Annotated in this window: 12 protein-coding genes; 2 read left to right on the top strand and 10 right to left on the bottom strand. The window is 68.4% G+C overall.

The features are described 5' to 3' along the window. The first annotated feature begins 96 nt into the window (after positions 1-96). Both HGB41_RS01530 and pbpC read left to right on the top strand, forming a co-directional pair. Positions 97-5742: an alpha-2-macroglobulin family protein gene (locus HGB41_RS01530; RefSeq protein ID WP_171080393.1), complete on the top strand. Its 5646-nt coding sequence runs from the start codon at positions 97-99 to the stop codon at positions 5740-5742. Next, positions 5742-7817: a penicillin-binding protein 1C gene (gene pbpC, locus HGB41_RS01525; protein ID WP_171080392.1), complete on the top strand. Its 2076-nt coding sequence runs from the start codon at positions 5742-5744 to the stop codon at positions 7815-7817. The genes HGB41_RS01530 and pbpC overlap by 1 nt, the downstream gene beginning before the upstream one ends. A 17-nt stretch (positions 7818-7834) precedes the next feature. Here pbpC and HGB41_RS01520 read toward each other — a convergent pair whose 3' ends face one another. From HGB41_RS01520 to HGB41_RS23695, 10 genes are all read right to left on the bottom strand, one after another. Continuing rightward, entirely contained in the window at positions 7835-10147 is a 2313-nt protein-coding gene (locus HGB41_RS01520) for a xanthine dehydrogenase family protein molybdopterin-binding subunit (RefSeq protein ID WP_171080390.1), read from the bottom strand. After that, positions 10144-11163, bottom strand: a complete 1020-nt coding sequence (locus tag HGB41_RS01515) for an FAD binding domain-containing protein (protein WP_171080388.1) — start codon at positions 11161-11163, stop codon at positions 10144-10146. Before HGB41_RS01515 ends, HGB41_RS01520 begins: the two co-directional genes overlap by 4 nt. Next, positions 11160-11702, bottom strand: coding sequence for a (2Fe-2S)-binding protein (locus HGB41_RS01510; RefSeq protein WP_171080386.1), 543 nt, complete (start codon positions 11700-11702; stop codon positions 11160-11162). Before HGB41_RS01510 ends, HGB41_RS01515 begins: the two co-directional genes overlap by 4 nt. 100 nt (positions 11703-11802) lie before the next feature. Further along, the gene (locus HGB41_RS01505) at positions 11803-12579 is read right to left on the bottom strand and encodes a DUF2145 domain-containing protein (RefSeq protein WP_171080384.1); all 777 of its coding nucleotides are present in this window, start codon (positions 12577-12579) and stop codon (positions 11803-11805) included. Next, a complete protein-coding gene (locus HGB41_RS01500) occupies positions 12579-12998 on the bottom strand; it encodes a hypothetical protein (protein WP_171080382.1) in 420 nt (139 codons plus the stop codon). The genes HGB41_RS01505 and HGB41_RS01500 overlap by 1 nt, the downstream gene beginning before the upstream one ends. A gap of 127 nt (positions 12999-13125) precedes the next feature. Then, complete coding sequence (locus HGB41_RS01495; RefSeq protein ID WP_371868415.1) at positions 13126-14316, bottom strand: GGDEF domain-containing protein; 1191 nt, start codon at positions 14314-14316, stop codon at positions 13126-13128. A 239-nt stretch (positions 14317-14555) separates the two neighbouring features. Then, positions 14556-15452: a formyltetrahydrofolate deformylase gene (purU, locus tag HGB41_RS01490; protein ID WP_171080380.1), complete on the bottom strand. Its 897-nt coding sequence runs from the start codon at positions 15450-15452 to the stop codon at positions 14556-14558. 132 nt (positions 15453-15584) lie between these two features. Continuing rightward, positions 15585-16070 (bottom strand): GNAT family N-acetyltransferase, encoded by a 486-nt coding sequence (locus HGB41_RS01485; RefSeq protein ID WP_229422662.1) that lies wholly within the window; start codon positions 16068-16070, stop codon positions 15585-15587. 88 nt (positions 16071-16158) lie between these two features. After that, a complete protein-coding gene (locus tag HGB41_RS01480; protein ID WP_212760786.1) occupies positions 16159-16722 on the bottom strand; it encodes a DUF7010 family protein in 564 nt (187 codons plus the stop codon). Further along, on the bottom strand, positions 16719-16844 hold the full coding sequence (locus HGB41_RS23695; RefSeq protein ID WP_267874154.1) for a hypothetical protein: 126 nt from the start codon (positions 16842-16844) through the stop codon (positions 16719-16721). Before HGB41_RS23695 ends, HGB41_RS01480 begins: the two co-directional genes overlap by 4 nt. Between the last annotated feature and the right edge of the window lie 38 nt (positions 16845-16882).

Here is a 16882-nt window from a genome sequence, read left to right as displayed (position 1 = left end):
CCGACACACTCCGGGGACCTGTTGACCTTCGCCAAGCGCGTCCCTTGCACGCTGATTTAGCTTGGCAAGCTCGTTGGCAGCTTTGGTGGAGAGACGATGCGCGTGCCGAAACTATCCCTTGTGCTGCTGGCCATGTGCCTTTCCGCCCTGCCCGCGTGGGCGCAGACCACGGTCGAGGCCTTCCATCCCACCGGACAGGTCAAGTCCGTGCGCCAGGTCACGGCGCGCTTTTCCGCGCCCATGGCCGCCTTCGGCGACCCGCGTGCGCCGATGCCCTTCGAAGTCGACTGTCCCGCCAAAGGCGCGGGGCGCTGGATCGACACGGCCACCTGGAGCTACGATTTCGAGCGCGACCTACCGGGTGCGACGGCCTGCCGCTTCACCTTGCGTGCCGACGCGCGCGACCTCGCGGGCCAGGCGCTGGCGGGCGAACGCAGCTTCGCCTTGAACACCGGCGGCCCGGCCGTGGTCCGCGTGCAGCCGCGCGAGGACGACAGCGGGATCGACGAGCACCAGGTCTTCCTGCTGGCGCTGGATGCAGCTGCCACACCCGCCTCGATTGAGCGTCACGCCTGGTGCCGCGCGGAGGGCATCAACGAAAAGATCGGCGTGCGGCTGCTGGCGGGGGAAGAACGCGAACGGCTGCTGGCCCGCCATCGCCATCTCAAGGCGCCGGTCGTCGCGCTGCAGTGCCGGCGCACGCTGCCGGCCGACAGCGACATCAGCCTGGTGTGGGGCAGGGGCATTGCCGCGCCCAACGGCATCGCCACCAGCCAGGACCAGGAGCTGGCCTTCCATACGCGTCCGGAATTCCGCCTGCTGATGCGCTGCGAGCGCACCAATGCGCGCGCCGGTTGCGTGCCATTCAGGCCGGTACACCTGACGTTCAGCGCGCCGGTTGCCGTCGACCACCTGCGCGCACTGGTCCTGGAAGAATCCAGCGGCAAGCGTCACCTGCCGCAATTCGACGACGAAGCAAAAAGCGGGTTCGCCAGCTCCGTGACTTTCACAGGGCCATTTGCCGAACAGTCCACGCTGCAGTTGCGGGTGCCTGGGGAGTTGCGCGACGACGCGGGGCGCAGCCTGGCGGTGCCGAGAAAGCGCCTGAGCCTGCGGGTCGACCGCCAGCCGCCATTGGTAAAGTTCGCCGCGCCCTTCGGCATCATCGAAGCCAAGGGCGACCGCATGCTGCCGGTCACGGTGCGCAACGTCGAGCCGGCGCTTGCCCTTGCTGTCCGCAGCACCAGCAGTGGCGGCAGCCTGCGGGTTGAGCGCGAAGCCGACATCCTCGCCTGGCTCGGCAAGCTCAATGCCTACGGCAGCGAGCCGTGGAACCAGTCGGAGCAGTACGGGAAGGCGCTGCAGGAATCGATCCTCGGCCCCAAGGCCGCGGGCAGCATCGAGCGTTTCGCCCTGCCCAGGCCGCAGGGGCGGCGCGCCTTCGAAGTCATCGGGATCCCGCTGCGCAAGCACGGCTTCTACGTGGTGGAACTGTCCAGCCCCTTGCTGGGCAAGGCGATCAACGACAAGGGCCGCACCGCCTATGTACGCAGCGCCGCCCTGGTCACCAACATGGCGGCCCACCTCAAGCGCGGCGCCGTGTCGTCGCTGGTGTGGGTGACCTCGCTCGACAAGGGCCGCCCGGTGGCGAGGGCGCAGGTAGCGGTGCGCGACTGCGCCGGCAAGCTGCTGTGGAGCGGCGTCACCGGCCCGGATGGCATCGCCCACATCCGCACAGGGCTGGCGCGGGCACGATGCGGCGACAACCTGTTCGTCAGCGCCCGCAGCGGCGACGACTTCACGTTTACGCTCTCGAGCTGGCAGCAGGGCATCGAGCCCTGGCGCTTCCGGCTCGCGCAGGGCGGCCTCGACGACGATTCCCGCCTGGTCGCTACCGTGTTCGACCGTACGCTGCTGCGCGCCGGCGAGACCGTCCACATGAAGCACTTCCTGCGCCGCCGCACCCCTGCAGGGATTGCCCTGGTGGGCACCAGGGAGCGCGCACCGAAACGCGTGCAGCAGGAACCTGGGGACGAGCCGCCGGAGCGCGTGGCGGTGCCGGCCCAGGCCTGGCTTGTGCACCAGGGCAGCGGCGACAAGCTCGCGCTGCCACTTCGCTGGGACGCCGGCGGCCAGGCCCACGGCGAGTGGACCATCCCGCCTGATTCCAAACTGGGCAGCTACCAGGTGATGGTCGGCGGGCAGGTGGCGGGCGAGTTCCGGGTCGAGCAGTTCCGGGTGCCGACCATGAAGGCCATCCTCAAGCCGCCGGCCGCGCCGGCGGTGGCGCCGCGCGCCGTGACCATCGACGCCCAGGTGAATTACCTGAATGGCGGCCCGGCCGGGCTGGCGCCGGTGACCCTGCGCACGGTGCTCCAGCCCGGCGACACCGGCTTCGATGGCTTCGAAGGCTTTATCTTTGGCGGCGGCGACGTGCGCGAGGGCGTCGAGCAGCTGGGGCAGTACGGCTTCGGCGAAGGCGACCGGGAGGACGACGTCGAGGCGGAGGCAGGCGAAGATGACGCGCCTGCCGAAGCTGTGCGCCAGGGCGAGGCGCCGCGGACCCAGCGCCTGGCACTGGACCGGGCCGGGGCCGCGCGCATCACGGTGCCGGACCTGCCGCAGCTGGATCGCCCGCGCAGCCTGCTGGCGGAACTCAGTTGGCAGGACGCCAACGGCGAGACCCTGAGCGCGTCTACCCGGGTGCCCCTGTGGCCGGCCGCAGTCGCCGTCGGCATCAGGACCGGCGAGTCGAGAACCACGGAAAAACTGAAGTTCCAGGTGGCGGTAGCAAAAGTGGACGGCAGGCCCGCTGCCGGTGTCGAAGCGACGGTCGATTTCTTCCGGCGCGACACCACCACGCACCGGCGCCGGCTGGTCGGTGGCTTCTATGCCTACGAGTCGAGCAGCGAGATCAAGCGCATCGAAGGCGCCTGCAACGGCCGCACCGACGCGCGGGGGCTGCTGCTGTGCGAGGTCGGCGCGCCTGGCGAAGGCAACATCATCCTGCGTGCGCGAGTGCTGGACGCCGATGGGCGCGCATCCGTCACCAGGCAGGAAATCTGGGTGGCCGGCAAGCGCGACGCCTGGTTCGACGTCTCCGACAACGACCGCATCGACCTGCTGCCGGCGAAGCCGCGCTTCGAACCCGGCGAGAATGCAGTGTTCCAGGTGCGTTCGCCCTTCCGCGAGGCGACGGTGCTGGTGTCGGTCGAGCGTGAAGGCATCCTGGACACCTATGTGCGCAGGCTGTCGGCCAAGGACCCGACCGTCTCGATACCGGTCAAGGCCAGCTATGCGCCGAACGTCTACGTGTCCGCACTTGTCGTGCGCGGGCGCGTGGCGGGCGTGAAGCCGACCGCGCTGGTGGACCTCGGCAAGCCCGCCTACAAGCTGGGCATCGCGGATGTCAAGGTCGGCTGGGCCGCGCATGAACTCAAAGTGCAGGTTGTTCCCGACCGCCAGGTCTACAAGGTGCGCGAGCGCGCCGGCGTGCGGGTGAAGGTGACGCGTGCCGACGGCAAACCGCTGCCGCTTGGCGCGGAGATTGCGCTGGCGGCCGTCGATACCGGCCTGCTCGAACTGATGCCCAACGAGAGCTGGAAGCTGCTGGAGGCCATGATGCGCCCGCGTAGCCAGCAGGTCGAAACCTCCACGGCCCAGATGCTGGTGGTCGGCAAGCGCCATTTCGGGCGCAAGTCGGTGCCGCATGGCGGCGGTGGTGGCCGCGGCGCCAGCCGCGAGCTGTTCGATACGCTGCTGGCCTGGAAGGGCAAGGTCGTACTGGATGCGAACGGCGAGGCCGAGATGCCGGTGCAGCTGAACGACTCGCTGACGGGTTTCCGGATTGTCGCCATCGCCAGCGCCGGCGCCGGGATGTTCGGCACCGGTTCCAGCGATATCCGCTCCACCCAGGACCTGATGCTGCTCTCCGGCCTGCCGTCGCTGGTGCGCGAGGGCGACCGCCTGCGCGCGGGGTTCACCGTGCGCAATGCATCGGCGACCCCGCAGCGCATCACCCTTTCTGCCAGCATGGGTGCCGACCAGGACGCGGCAAGGGCGCTGCCACCGCAAACGATCTCGCTGGAGCCGGGAGCGGCGCGTGAAATCGGGTGGGATGTCACGGTACCGCAGGCGAAGGGACTGCGCTGGCAGGTCGATGCAGTGGCTGGAATCGTTCGTGACAGCCTGCGCGTCACCCAGGCCGTCGCCGAAGCCGTGCCGGTGCGCACCTGGCAGGCCACGCTGCTGCAGGTCGACGGACCCAAGACAATGACGGTGGAGCGACCGGCCGATGCACTGCCCGGCAAGGGCGGCGTGCGCACCACCTTCACGCCGAAGCTGGCCGGCAGCCTGGCCGGCGTGCGCGACTACATGGCGGCTTATCCCTACACCTGCTTCGAGCAGCGCACCTCGAAGTCGGTGGCCTTGGGCGACGCCGCGATGTGGCGGGCCGTGGCGGCGACGCTGCCGGCCCACCTCGACGGCGACGGCATGCTCAAATACTTCCCGACCATGCGCCAGGGCGACGATGCATTGACCGCCTATGTGCTGTCGGTGACGGCGGAAGCGGGCTACGCCATTCCCGACGACGGGCGCGAGCGCATGGAAGGCGCGCTGGTCGCCTTTGTCGAGGGCCGCGTCACGCGCGGCAGTGGCTTGCGCACCGGCGAACTGGCGGTGCGCAAGCTGTCCGCGCTGGAGGCGCTGTCGCGGCGCCAGCCGGTACGCCAGGCCTGGCTGCAGTCCTTTCGCATCGAGCCGAACTCGTGGCCGACGTCTGGCGTCATCGACTGGTACCTGATCCTGCAGCGCTCGCCGGAGCTCGAGAATCACGCCGAACTGCTGGCGCAGGCCCACGGGATCTTGCGGGCACGCTTGAACCTGCAGGGCACGACCATGGGCTTTTCGACCGAGCGCAGCGACGACTGGTGGTGGATGATGGCCTCGCCCGACGTGAATGCCAACCGCCTGCTGCTGGCGATGCTGGACGACGCCGGCTGGCAGGGCGACATGGGGCGCCTGGCGCGCGGCACCCTGGGGCGCCAGCAGAAAGGACGCTGGAACACCACGCTGGCCAATGCATGGGGCGCCCTGGCGATGCAGAAGTTCTCGGCGAAATTCGAAGCGACGCCGGTCACCGGCATGAGCCGCGTGCAGCTGGCCGGCCAGGACTGGCGCGGTGCCGTGCCGGCAACCGTGCTGCAGGGTTGGCCGCAGCAGGCCGCACCGCTCGCCATCCGCCACGAGGGGACCGGCAAGCCCTGGGCCACCGTGCAGAGCCTGGCCGCGGTTCCACTCAAGGCGCCTGTGTCGAGCGGCTACCGCATCACGCGCACGGTCACGCCGGTCGAGCGCAAGGCGGCAGGGAGCTGGACGCGCGGCGACGTCTACCGCGTGCGGCTCGAACTCGATGCCCAGGCCGACATGAGCTGGGTCGTGGTGGACGACCCGATTCCCGCCAGCGCCAGTATCCTCGGTACGGGGCTGGGCGGCGATTCCCGCATCGCCACCGCAGGCGAAGCCCGGCGCGGCTGGGTCCTGCCCGATTTCGAGGAGCGCACCGCCGGCGCTTTCCGCGCCTATTATTCCTGGGTACCAAAAGGAAAATGGAGCATCGAGTACACGGTGCGGCTGAATAACGAAGGACGTTTCAGCCTGCCGCCGACACGGGTCGAGGCCATGTACAACCCGGAGATGTTCGGCGAGTCGCCCAACGCGACGGTGGTCGTGGGGCCGTGATGCGGTGTGTTTTCCTGGCCCTTCTGCTGGCACCTGGCCTGGCCTGTGCAGCCGCGCCGACGCCGGAGCAGGTGAGGGCGGCATGGCAGCCGTCCGAGGCGCACCTGCTGGACCGCCATGGCGTGGCGCTCGAATCGGTCCGTGTCGACATGCGCACCCGGCGCGCTTCCTGGGTAGCGCTGGCGGATATGTCGCCGGCGCTCGGCGCGGCGGTGCTGCAGGCCGAAGACAGCCGCTTCATGGAACATGGCGGCATCGACCTGCGCGCCGCTGGCCAGGCCGCCTGGGACAATCTGTTCCGCGAGCGCCCGCGCGGCGCCTCGACCATCACGATGCAGCTGGCCGGTCTGCTGGATTCCGAATTGCGCGCTTCGAACAAGGGCCGCAACTGGCGCCAGAAATTCGACCAGGCGCTGGCGGCGCGCGAGATCGAGGCCGGCTGGTCCAAGCAGCAGATCCTCGAAGCCTACCTGAACCTGGCCGGCTTCCGGGGCGAGCTGCAGGGCATCGGCGCGGCATCGCGCGCGCTGTTCGGCAAGGCGCCCTCGGGGCTGGACGTGGCGGAGTCCAGCATCCTGGCCGCCTTGCTGCGTGCCCCCTCGGCGGCACCCCGGGTGGTTGCGCAGCGGGCCTGCAGGCTGGCGCTGGAACTGAAAGCGGGCACCGGTTGCCCCGCGATCGAATGGCGCGCCGCCGTGGCGCTGGCCCGGCCCGCCGGGCAGCCGAAACCGGTGGCACCGCTGGCCTGGCGCAAGTTGCTGGGCAGAGCCGGCGCCAGCGTGCGCACGACCCTCGATGCGGGTGTGCAGGGCGCTGCCGTCGATGCGCTGCGCCGCCACGTGCGCGAACTGGCCGACCGCAATGTCGGGGACGGCGCCGTGATCGTGATCGACAATGCCAGCGGCGAGCTGCTGGCCTGGGTCGCCAATACCGGCCACGGCGAAGTCGATGGCGTACTGGCGCCGCGCCAGGCTGGATCCACGCTGAAGCCTTTCCTGTACGCGCTGGCGATCGAACGGCGCCTGCTGACCGCCGCCTCGCTATTGGACGACAGCCCGGTCGACATCGCGGCCGGCAGCGGCTCCTACGTGCCGCAGAATTACGACCGCTCGTTCAAGGGATATGCCAGCGTGCGCACCAGCCTGGCCAGTTCGCTGAACGTCCCGGCAGTGCGCACCTTGTTGATGACCGGCGTCGAGCGCTTCCATGCGCGGCTGCAGCAGCTGGGCATTACGACCCTGACCGAAGACGCGGATTTCTACGGGCCGTCGCTGGCGCTCGGATCGGGCGACGTGACGCTGCTCGAGCTGGCGAATGCCTACCGCACGCTGGCCAATGGTGGTCGCCATGGCACGGTGACGCTGCGCCCACGCGAGGCGACGACGCTCACCCCGGTGGTCGACCAGGCGTCAGCCTTCGTGGTCGGCGACATCCTGTCCGACCGCGGCGCGCGCAGCCCTGCCTTTGGCCTGCGCAACGATCTCGCCACCCCCTACTGGAGCGCAGTGAAGACCGGCACCAGCAAGGACATGCGCGACAACTGGTGCATCGGCTATTCGACCCGTTTTACCGTCGGCGTCTGGGTGGGTAATTTCAACGGGCAGCCGATGTGGGACGTGTCGGGCGTCTCCGGGGCGGCGCCGGTGTGGCGCGACCTGATGGATTACCTGCACCGCGATGCGCCCGGCGCCCGGCGCGCGGCGCCGGCGGGTCTGGTAAGGCGCAAAGTGGCGTATGCGCCGGCCCATGAGCCGGCGCGCGAAGAATGGTTCTTGAGCGGAACCGAGACGGCGCTGGTCGAAGCCGTGCCGGCCGGCCAGCGCACGCCGAAGATCGTCTATCCGATCGACGGCAGCATCCTGGCGCGCGACCCGGACATTCCCGATGCGGTCGAACGGGTAGTGTTCCAGGCCCAGGGCGTGCACGGGCATCGCTGGCGGCTGGATGGCCAGGATGCCGGTGCGGCCTCGGCCCCGGTGGCCTGGCAGCCGGCGCTGGGCGGGCACTGGCTGGAGCTGGTGGACGCCGCCGGCAAGGCCGTGTCCACCAGCCGCTTCGAAGTACGCGGCAACTGACGCGCTTACGTCTGCGCTCAGGTCGGATCCTGTACCGGGATCTCCCGGTCGCCCAGCAGGATCTTGTCCGGCGTGATCGGCGTGCTGCGCAGCCGCTTGCCGGTGGCGTGGAAGATCGCATTGCTGATCGCCGCCGACACCCCGACGATGCCGATCTCGCCCACCCCCTTGGCGCCGAGCTGCTTGCTGACGATGCGGTCGTCTTCTTCCGCGAAGATCACCTCGATGTCGTGGATGTCGGCGTTGGTCGCCACATGGTATTCGGCGAAATTGTGATTCATGAAGCGGCCGAACCGGTGGTCGGTGAAGCTTTCTTCGTGCAGCGCCTGGCTGATGCCCCAGACCACCGCGCCGCTGACCTGGCTGGCGGCGGTCTTGGCATTGATGATGCGCCCGGCCGCCACTGCGCTGACAACCCGTGTCACCCGCACCATGCCCAGCTTCTCGTTGACGCGCACTTCGCAGAACACGGCCGAGTGCACGGCGCGGGTGAACTTGCGCTGCTTGAGCATCTGCGGCGTCATCAGGTATTTTTCTTCGACCCGGTCGATGCCGCTCGAGGCCAGCACCTCGCCCAGCCGCAGCGCCGTCTCGGGCCGGTTACGCAGCATCATGGTGCCGTCCTGGAACACGACGTCCTTCTGGCGCACGCCCTTCATGCGCGAATCCGGCATGTCCTGCGCCAGCTTGAACAGCCGCTTCTGCAGCTTCTCGCAAGCGCCGTGCACGCCGCCGCCGACCGTGGTGACGTGCGATGAGCCGCCTTCGATCGGCGCCATCGGCAGGGTCGAGTCGCCAAGCTGAAAGGTCACCTGCTCGAGCGGCATGCCCATGGCCTCGGCCGCGATCATCGCCATCACGGTATAGGTGCCGGTGCCGATGTCGGTCGCCGCGCTGCTCACCACCAGGCGGCCGTCGGCATGCAGCACCGCGCTGACGCGCGCCACCATCACCAGCGAGTCCCAGATCCCGGTCGCCATACCCCATCCCACCAGCTCGTCGCCATCGCGCATCGAGCGCGGCTCGATCGGTCGATCGGCCCAGCCGAAGCGCTGCGCGCCCTTGTCATAGCACTGGCTCAGCTCCTTGGTGGAATAGGGCTTGTCGTCGAGAGGATTACGCTCGGCATAATTGATGCGCCGGAGTTCCAGCGGATCGATCTTGAGCTTGTAGGCCAGTTCGTCCATCGCCACTTCGAGCGCATGCACGCCGTGGGCGGCGCCGGGCGCGCGCATGTCGATCGGCGAATGGCGGTCGTGGGCCACGACCTTGTAGCCCAGCTTGATGTTGTCGCAGGCGTACAGCTGGCCCGACCAGTTCACCACCACCTCGACATAATCCTCGAGGCGCGAGGTTTCGTGGATCGCGTCATGGGTAATGGCCTGCAGCTTGCCGTCCGGGTTGGCCGCCAGCCGCACTTTCTGCCAGGTCTCGGGGCGGTGGCCAAAGCTGAACATCTGCTGGCGCGTGAGCACCACCCGCACCGAGCACTTGAGCTGCAGCGCGGCCATCACGGCCAGGGTCAGCTGGTATTGCGGGCGCAAGCCCGAGCCGAAGGCGCCGCCCACATAGGGGTTGCGCACGGTGACCTTGTTCTTCGAAAGACCGAAGGCGCGCGAGACATACCAGCGGTTGTTCTGCGAGCTCTGGGTCTTGTCGTAGATGGTCATGTGGCCATCGTCGGCGCGGATCACGGTGGTGGCGAACATTTCCATCGGGTTGTGGTGCTCGACCCCATGGTAAAACTGCGACTCGACCTTGACCGGCGCGGCCTCGAATGCCTTGTCGGCGTCGCCGGTCGAACTAGGGGGCGTGAAGCCGGCCTTCATCGGCCGCGGCTCGTAGGCCTGGTCAAGGGTCGCCAGCAGGTCGGTCTCGTGCTTGTCTTCTTCGTAGCTCACCTTCACCAGCTGCGCGGCATGGCGCGCCGCCTCGAAGCTGCTGGCGACGACCAGGGCGACTGGCTGGCCGCTGTAGAAGATCTTGTCGCTCGCCAGGGGCCGGAAAGGCGAGCCGCCAGGGGCGGTCATGTCCTTGAAGGCGATGTCGTAGGCGCGGATCTTCGGCCGGTTCAGGTGGGTGATCACGGCAACCACGCCGTGCGCCGTGAGCGCGTCCACGGTTTCGATGCCGGTGATGCGGCCCTTGGCGATGGTGCCGCTCACCACGACGCCATACACCAGGTTGGGCGCGGATTCTTCGGCGGCGTACTTGGCGGCGCCGGTAACCTTGGCGCGGCCGTCGACGCGCGAGACCGCCATGCCGCTGTGCACCCGGCCCGTGCCTTCGGGGGCGACCGGCGTGCGCAGTTCTGGAATCAGGTCGGTCATCGTTGCTCTCCTGTAGCGAATTCTGTGCCGCGGGCGGCAGTGGTCAAGGCTTGCACGATGGTGTTGCGCGCCAAAGTGAGCTTGAAGTCGTTCTGGCCATAGCCGCGCGCGCCGCGCAGGATGATGTCGGCAGCCGCGCCGTAGGCCTCCTCGCCGGCCTGTTTGCCGCTAAGGGCCGCTTCGGCTTCTTCCACGCGCCAGGGTTTGTGGGCGACGCCGCCCAGCGCAATGCGGGCCGCGCGGATGGTACCGTCGTCGAGGTCGAGGGCGGCCGCCACCGACACCAGCGCGAACGCATACGACAGGCGGTCGCGCACCTTGATATAGGCCGAGTGCTTCACGAAGCGGCTGGCGTCGGGCAGGGCGATATGGGTGATCAGCTCACCTGGCTCGAGGGTGTTGTCGATCTCCGGCCGGTCGCCCGGCAGGCGGTGGAAGTCGGCGAAGGGGATCTCTCGCTGGCCCTTGCTTGACTTCACATGCACGACGGCGTCGAGCGCGCGCAGTGCCACGCACATGTCGGACGGGTGGTTCGCGATGCATTCCTCGCTGGTGCCGAGGATGGCCAGCTGGCGGTTGAGTCCCTCTTTCGCGGGACAGCCGCTGCCGGGCTCGCGCTTGTTGCAGGGCGTGCCGACGTCATAAAAGTAATGGCAGCGGGTGCGTTGCAGCAGGTTGCCGCCATTGGTGGCCATGTTGCGCAGCTGGGGCGAGGCGCCGGCCAGGATCGCGGCGCTAAGCAGCGGGTAGCGGCTACGCACCAGCGCGTGGTAGGCCGTGTCGGCATTGCGCGCCAGGGCGCCGAGGCGCAGGCCGCCGCCGGCTTCTTCGATCTGGTCGAGGCCAAGGGCGTTGATGTCGACCAGCTGGTTCGGTAGGCTGACGCCGGCAGGCGGAACGCCTGCCTTCATGAGGTCGAGCAGGTTGGTGCCGCCGGCGATCGGGCGCGCGCCCGCCGCCAGTTGCGCCAGCGCGCCCTCGATGTCGCCGGCCTGGGTAAAGGTGAACGGGTTCATGCGAGCACCGGACCGGTGGTGAACGGCGTCTTCTTTCCGTCTTCGCCGCCTTCGGCGGGCTTGCCATCGATCCCCATCACCTGCATCACGGCTTCCCGGATCTGCGGGTAGGCGCCGCAGCGGCACAGGTTGCCGCTCATGAGTTCGCGTACGTCGTCGCCGGTCCTGGCCTGGCCTTCCGCGATCAGGCCGGCCGCGGAGCACAGCTGGCCGGGCGTACAGTAACCGCACTGGAAGGCGTCGCAATCGATGAAGGCCTGCTGCAGCGGATGCAGCCCGTCGCCGTCGGCCAGGCCCTCGACGGTTGTCACCTCGTGGCCGTTCTGCATGACGGCCAGGGTGAGGCAGGAGTTGACGCGTTTACCGTCCAGCAGCACGGTGCAGGCCCCGCACTGGCCGTGGTCGCAGCCCTTCTTGGTGCCGGTCAGTCCGGCGCGTTCGCGCAGCAGGTCGAGCAGCGTCACCCAGGCCTGGACCTCGAACTGCCGGTCCTGTCCGTTAATGCGCAGCCGGATCGGGTATTCCTGGTGAAGGTCCATGGCCGTCCTTTCTTAAGCGAAGCTTCGAGCTTAACCCTGGGACGGGCGGACTTCGGTTAGTTCACACACGTACAAACTGCATCCGGCCCGCATTCGGCGATCAATCGAGGGTCAGGGTCCTGGCCTGCGGGTCGGTCATGCGCAGCATCCGCACCACCGCGTCGGTACTGACGGTGTCGATCTGGCCGGCCATGCGCCGGCCGAAGGGGTGATCGTCGAAGGCCACGTTGGCGCGGAACAGGCGCGCGCCCAGGCGCACCGCCGCCGGGATCTCGATGGTCGGCGGCTGGTAGTGGATGGCGCGCAGCCAGGCCTGGGCTTCCGTCCGGGTCTCGACCTGGCCGGCAGGGGCTGCCGCCGCGGCGAGCGTTTCCAGCACCCAGCCATTCGAATTCTGGTAGCGGGTCGAGAACACATAGGCCAGCATGTTGTACTTCGGCTCGTGTAGCCGCAGCGGCGTACGGGTAGCGAAGAGGGCGGCCAGCCTCTCCTGCAGCGCGGCACCCGGGATCAGCAGCTGCGCCTCGTGCCGGTGCAAATCCGTCAGGAAGAAGTTGCCCATGCCCTCGTTGTACAAGACCGAGGCCGCGGTGCCGCAGTCGTTCAGCGCATGCACGACGGTCCAGCGGCCGGCCGGGTGGTCGCGTACCGCGATGCCCATGTGCGAATAGCGCAGGCGGTAGCGCGACAGGTCCTGGCCGGCACGCGACACCAGCGCCACCCGTGCTCCGCTGGCGTCCAGCGCCGCCACGGTGCGCTGGGCCAGGTCCATCGACAGGATCACGTCGTGCGGGCCGGGCGGCTTCGCTTCGCAGGCCTGGCCGGCCCGTGCCGGAAGGACGACCGCCAGCAGCACCGTCAATACCAGGCGTTTCATCACATCGCCTGGCCGTGGTGCAGCAAGGCCTTGCCGGCCTCGTTCGGCAGGAAGGCGATCGCCTTGCCGGCCATGACCAGCACGTAGCCGGTCGATGCCGCGGCCACTTCCAGCGTGGCGCCGGCGGCCAGCGAGAGACCGCCCGCGGCCCGGCTGGACAGGCGCACGGTGGCGCGGCTGCCGTCGGCTACGTTCTCCAGCACGATGTCCACGCCTTCGGCCACCGTCTGCACGCTGGCAACGACCACGCTGCCGCCGGCGGCCAGGGTAGTCACCGAACCGCCGACCACGGTGGCCGACAGCTTGGCACTGGCCTGGGACGGTGCCGACTGGCCCGCCGCCTGTGCCGCGGTGCAAGCCAGGCCGAGCAGGGTGGCAAGGAAGAGGCGCTGTGTGATGAACTTCAAGCTGAACTTCATGATGGGCTCCGTGGTTGGCGTGTGGGCATGATCCTGCCCGTGCGCGATCAAATCAAGGGAACCCGGCGAAGTAGCATGCTGCTGGCGGCCCGGTATCGCGGGACGATACCGCCACGCGCCGCCTGCCTTATGCTGCGCTTGCCAAGGGCCCGGCCGGCACGGACGCCGGCTGGGCGAGCGATTCCACCCGGTCGCGTCCATTGCGCTTGGCCGCGTACATCAGCTTGTCTGCAGCGTGGATCAGCCCTTCCAGTACGCCGGCGCTGTGTGGCCCCGGCCCGAGCGTGGCCACGCCGAAGCTGGCGGTGGCATGGACAGGCTGGTCGCCAGCCGCGACCAGGGCCGGCGTCGCGGCGAAGCGGGTACGCAGCCATTCGGCCTGGTGCACGCCCGCATCGCGGCCAGTGCCGGGCAGCACCAGCAGGAATTCCTCGCCGCCGTAGCGCACCACACTGTCGATGCCGTCGCGCGCGACCGACTGCAGCAGGCCGGCGAAGCTGGTAATCACGGCGTCGCCGCCGGCGTGGCCGTGGGTGTCGTTGACCTGCTTGAACCGGTCGATGTCGCACAGGATCACGGTCAGCGGCTCGCCCGCCTGCAGCGGCGATGCCGCGCCCATCAGCTGTTCATGCAGGTAGCGGCGGTTGAAGCAGCCGGTCAGGTGGTCGCGCTCGGCTGCGTGCTGGAGCACCACCCTGGCGCGGAACTCCTCGCGCGCCACGTGGCCGTAGCGCCGCGCAGCCAGCGCGCCGAAAGTGTTGACCAGGGCCAGCAGCATGCCGAGGGTCAGCATGTCGGCGAAGCCGAGCGCTCCGAACAGCATGGTCAGGACCAGGAAGGTCCCGGTCGCGGCGCTCGCCAGGCCGAGCGCCCAGGCGAGCCGGTTCGGGATGTACAGGTAGATCACCAGCAGCATGATGGCGAGCGACATGGCATGCCAGTGGAATTCGCCGGGCCGGTGCACGGCAATCACCATGAAGCAGGCCAGTGCGACGGCTTCGGCCAGGCTGGCCGCCAGCCGCGTGGCGCCGGTCGACAGGGGCCGCTTCAGTGCCAGCCAGGCGCAGCTGCCGGCCGTGATGGCCACCACCAGTCGGGCGCCCAGCAGCAGCGCGGTATCGGGAACGAGGCCGAGCGCCGCCACGTCGGTGGCGAAGAAGCACAGGAAGAACAGGGTGCAGAACAGCAGGGTGAAGGCCAGCTGGGCGCGGGTGCGCGGCTGCTGGTGCTCGAGGTAGGTGTCTTCGGTACGGCGATCGGCGAACTCGCCTAAGAGCGGGTCGATTGCCAGTGCGTCTGGGCGGATAGGGCGGGCCACGTTTTGTCTGTCCAAGGTACGAAGGGCGTCACAGGCCCGGGTGGCCTTGCGCACGAACGGCATTGTGTCACTCGGCGCCGCGTTAAAATCTCACGCAATGTAACCGAGAGGCAACAACGCACTCCGGAAGAGCATTGGATGCTAAGACCGCCACTATCCTGCGACCGCTACAGGAATTATAACGGTATTTCGTTGCAGGTTGGCAATCAATTGTGGCCGGAAAGGCACAACAGATGAATTCAGCTGCCGCGGAAGACGATCGTTTTATTCCCGTGTACGAAAACACGCCGTTCGATGTGGAACTTGACTGCAGCCGCCAGCGCCATGCATTCGTTGTCGCGGCCCACCCGCACCAGCTGTTCGGGCTTGAAGTTATGGTCGACCCGGGTCAGCACCTGCTCGATGATCGGGCCTTCGTCGAGGTCGGGCGTGACGTAGTGCGCGGTCGCGCCGATCAGCTTGACGCCGCGGTCGAAGGCCTGGTGGTAAGGCTTGGCGCCCTTGAAGCCGGGCAGGAAGGAGTGGTGGATGTTGATGCAGCGGCCTGCCAGGCGGCTCGCCAGTTCGTCCGACAGGATCTGCATGTAGCGCGCCAGGATCACCAGCTCGGCGCCGGTCTCCTCGACCACTTCCAGCAGCCGGGCTTCCTGCAGCGCCTTGTTGTCCTTGGTGACCGGCAGGAAGATGAAGCGGATGCCTTCGCGCTCGACCATCGGCCGCAGGTCGAGGTGGTTCGACACTACGGCCGTCACGGACATATTCAGCTCGCCGTTGCGGCGGCGGTAGAGCAGGTCGTCGAGGCAGTGGTCGTCCTTCGAGACCATGATCACGGTCTTGACCGGGTCGGCCGGGTCGTGGATCTTCCAGCCCATCTGCAGGCGGCCGGCTGCCAGGGCCGCGAACTGGCTGCGGATCTCGTCGATGGCGGGGGAATCGGCCTGGCGACGGAACACCGCGCGCATGAAGAAGCGTTCGGTGGAGTCGTCGTCGAACTGCTCCAGCGCGCAGATATAGCAGTCGCGCTCGGCCAGGAAGGTGGCGACGGCGGCCACGATGCCGATGCCGGCGCGGCAGCTGGCATTCAGGATGTATTCGATCGGGGCGTGCGGCGGCTTGGCGTTCTCGTTCGGGGTCATGCGGTCGTCCTGTCGATGGCAAGGTCAATGGACGCCTGCGCTATTGACGGAGGCGCGCAGGCAGGGCAGCGGGTGACTGCATGCCGGGGGGCGCCGCCGTGCAAGCCTTGTGGACGAAGCAGACGTTGTTAGCTAAATAGCATGGGGGATGAGGCCGCCGGCGTCAAGATCTATACGATTCGCCGCTGCGCTGTCATGTGCGAGGGTGTATTCCACCTCGGTCGCGCTGAGCAGCCTGGCGTGCCAGCCTTGCCGCGCATAGAAACGGTCCGCGCGGGTGCCGGCGCTGGTGGTCAGGGTCACCGAGCGGTGGCCCAGCGCGAACAGCCAGCCGGTGGCGAGGGCCAGCAGGCGCTTCGCCAGGCCATGGCCCTCGTATCCCGGGCTGACGAACAGGGCCCAGATCGAGCCCTGGTGGCGGTCCGCATACGAGAACGCCACCACCGCGCCGTCGATCTCGGCCACCCACCCCCGCCCCGCGGCCTCGAGGTAGTCCTCGTACATGGCCAGCGTGACGCGGCTGGGGTCGCGCAGGACGTTCTCGGTGACGGACAGTCGGATGGCCGACATGGCGGGGATATCCGCGCGCGTCGCTTGCCGGAAGAGTGCAGTGTGCATGTCGCTCATGTCGCCAGGGTGCCGGGTGGCGGGTGCGATGGAAGCGCGCACTCCAGCATCCCGCAGGGGATCCAAACTGCGCGCATTGTCACGCGCGGCGCTGCATCAGGTAGAACGCCACGGCGAACGCGGTCTCGATGGCCGAGCCGGCGAAGGCGCCCGCCGCCATCGACGCGAGGTTCGCCCCCAGCAGCAAACCTGCCCCAGCCAGCGTGGCGCCACAGAGCCAGTACACGCGCATTCCGTAGACCGACGCGAACGTGAGGTAGCGTCCGCCGATGACCAACAGCATCGCTGGGAAAAACAGTTCGCTGCGCCACAGCGAGATGCCATAGGCCAGCGCGATGCCGAGCACCATCCAGACTGTCCCTTCGAGGGCCAGGGTGCCGAGCGGGTTGCCCCTGGCATGGACGCCCGGCCGCCCCATGGCTTTGGCGAGCAGCATGCTCACCGGATGGATCATCATTCCGCCCACGAGCAGCGTGAGCACCGCCCGGGAAGGGGCGCCATCCAGGGCCACGAGGCCTGCCGCCAGCCACGCCAGGGCCGATGCGAACACACCGGCTGCGCCGCCGAGGTAAGCGTGGCGCATGTCGGCCTGGGCATCGGCGACGGTCCATCCAGCTTGCGCCTTGGCTGGCTGCGCCATCATGCCAGGTACCCCAGCAGGATGCCCATCGCCGCCAGCAAGGCGCCGGTGACGACGCCGGCAACCAGCGCTGCGATCGTGAGCCGCTGCAGCTTGCGGGGGTCGATGGGTGAAGTCTTGGGCATGGAATTTCCGTTGTGGGTTAATGAAAGCGGTCGCTGGA

Origin of the sequence: Telluria aromaticivorans (assembly GCF_013003915.1) — a bacterium.
Taxonomy (GTDB): Bacteria; Pseudomonadota; Gammaproteobacteria; order Burkholderiales; family Burkholderiaceae_D; genus Telluria; species Telluria aromaticivorans.
The sequence above is the reverse complement of the archived record's forward strand: the minus strand, read 5'-3'. Positions and strand labels throughout refer to the sequence as shown.

What these genes read in the sequence shown, in the direction of transcription:
- HGB41_RS01485 (WP_229422662.1), bottom strand. Translation starts at nt 16,070, where the DNA reads ATGCACACTGCACTCTTCCGGCAAGCGACGCGCGCGGATATCCCCGCC.
- HGB41_RS01480 (WP_212760786.1), bottom strand. Translation starts at nt 16,722, where the DNA reads ATGATGGCGCAGCCAGCCAAGGCGCAAGCTGGATGGACCGTCGCCGAT.
- HGB41_RS01510 (WP_171080386.1), bottom strand. Translation starts at nt 11,702, where the DNA reads ATGGACCTTCACCAGGAATACCCGATCCGGCTGCGCATTAACGGACAG.
- HGB41_RS01520 (WP_171080390.1), bottom strand. Translation starts at nt 10,147, where the DNA reads ATGACCGACCTGATTCCAGAACTGCGCACGCCGGTCGCCCCCGAAGGC.
- HGB41_RS23695 (WP_267874154.1), bottom strand. Translation starts at nt 16,844, where the DNA reads ATGCCCAAGACTTCACCCATCGACCCCCGCAAGCTGCAGCGGCTCACG.
- purU (WP_171080380.1), bottom strand. Translation starts at nt 15,452, where the DNA reads ATGACCCCGAACGAGAACGCCAAGCCGCCGCACGCCCCGATCGAATAC.
- HGB41_RS01530 (WP_171080393.1), top strand. Translation starts at nt 97, where the DNA reads ATGCGCGTGCCGAAACTATCCCTTGTGCTGCTGGCCATGTGCCTTTCC.
- HGB41_RS01515 (WP_171080388.1), bottom strand. Translation starts at nt 11,163, where the DNA reads ATGAACCCGTTCACCTTTACCCAGGCCGGCGACATCGAGGGCGCGCTG.
- HGB41_RS01500 (WP_171080382.1), bottom strand. Translation starts at nt 12,998, where the DNA reads ATGAAGTTCAGCTTGAAGTTCATCACACAGCGCCTCTTCCTTGCCACC.
- pbpC (WP_171080392.1), top strand. Translation starts at nt 5,742, where the DNA reads ATGCGGTGTGTTTTCCTGGCCCTTCTGCTGGCACCTGGCCTGGCCTGT.
- HGB41_RS01505 (WP_171080384.1), bottom strand. Translation starts at nt 12,579, where the DNA reads ATGAAACGCCTGGTATTGACGGTGCTGCTGGCGGTCGTCCTTCCGGCA.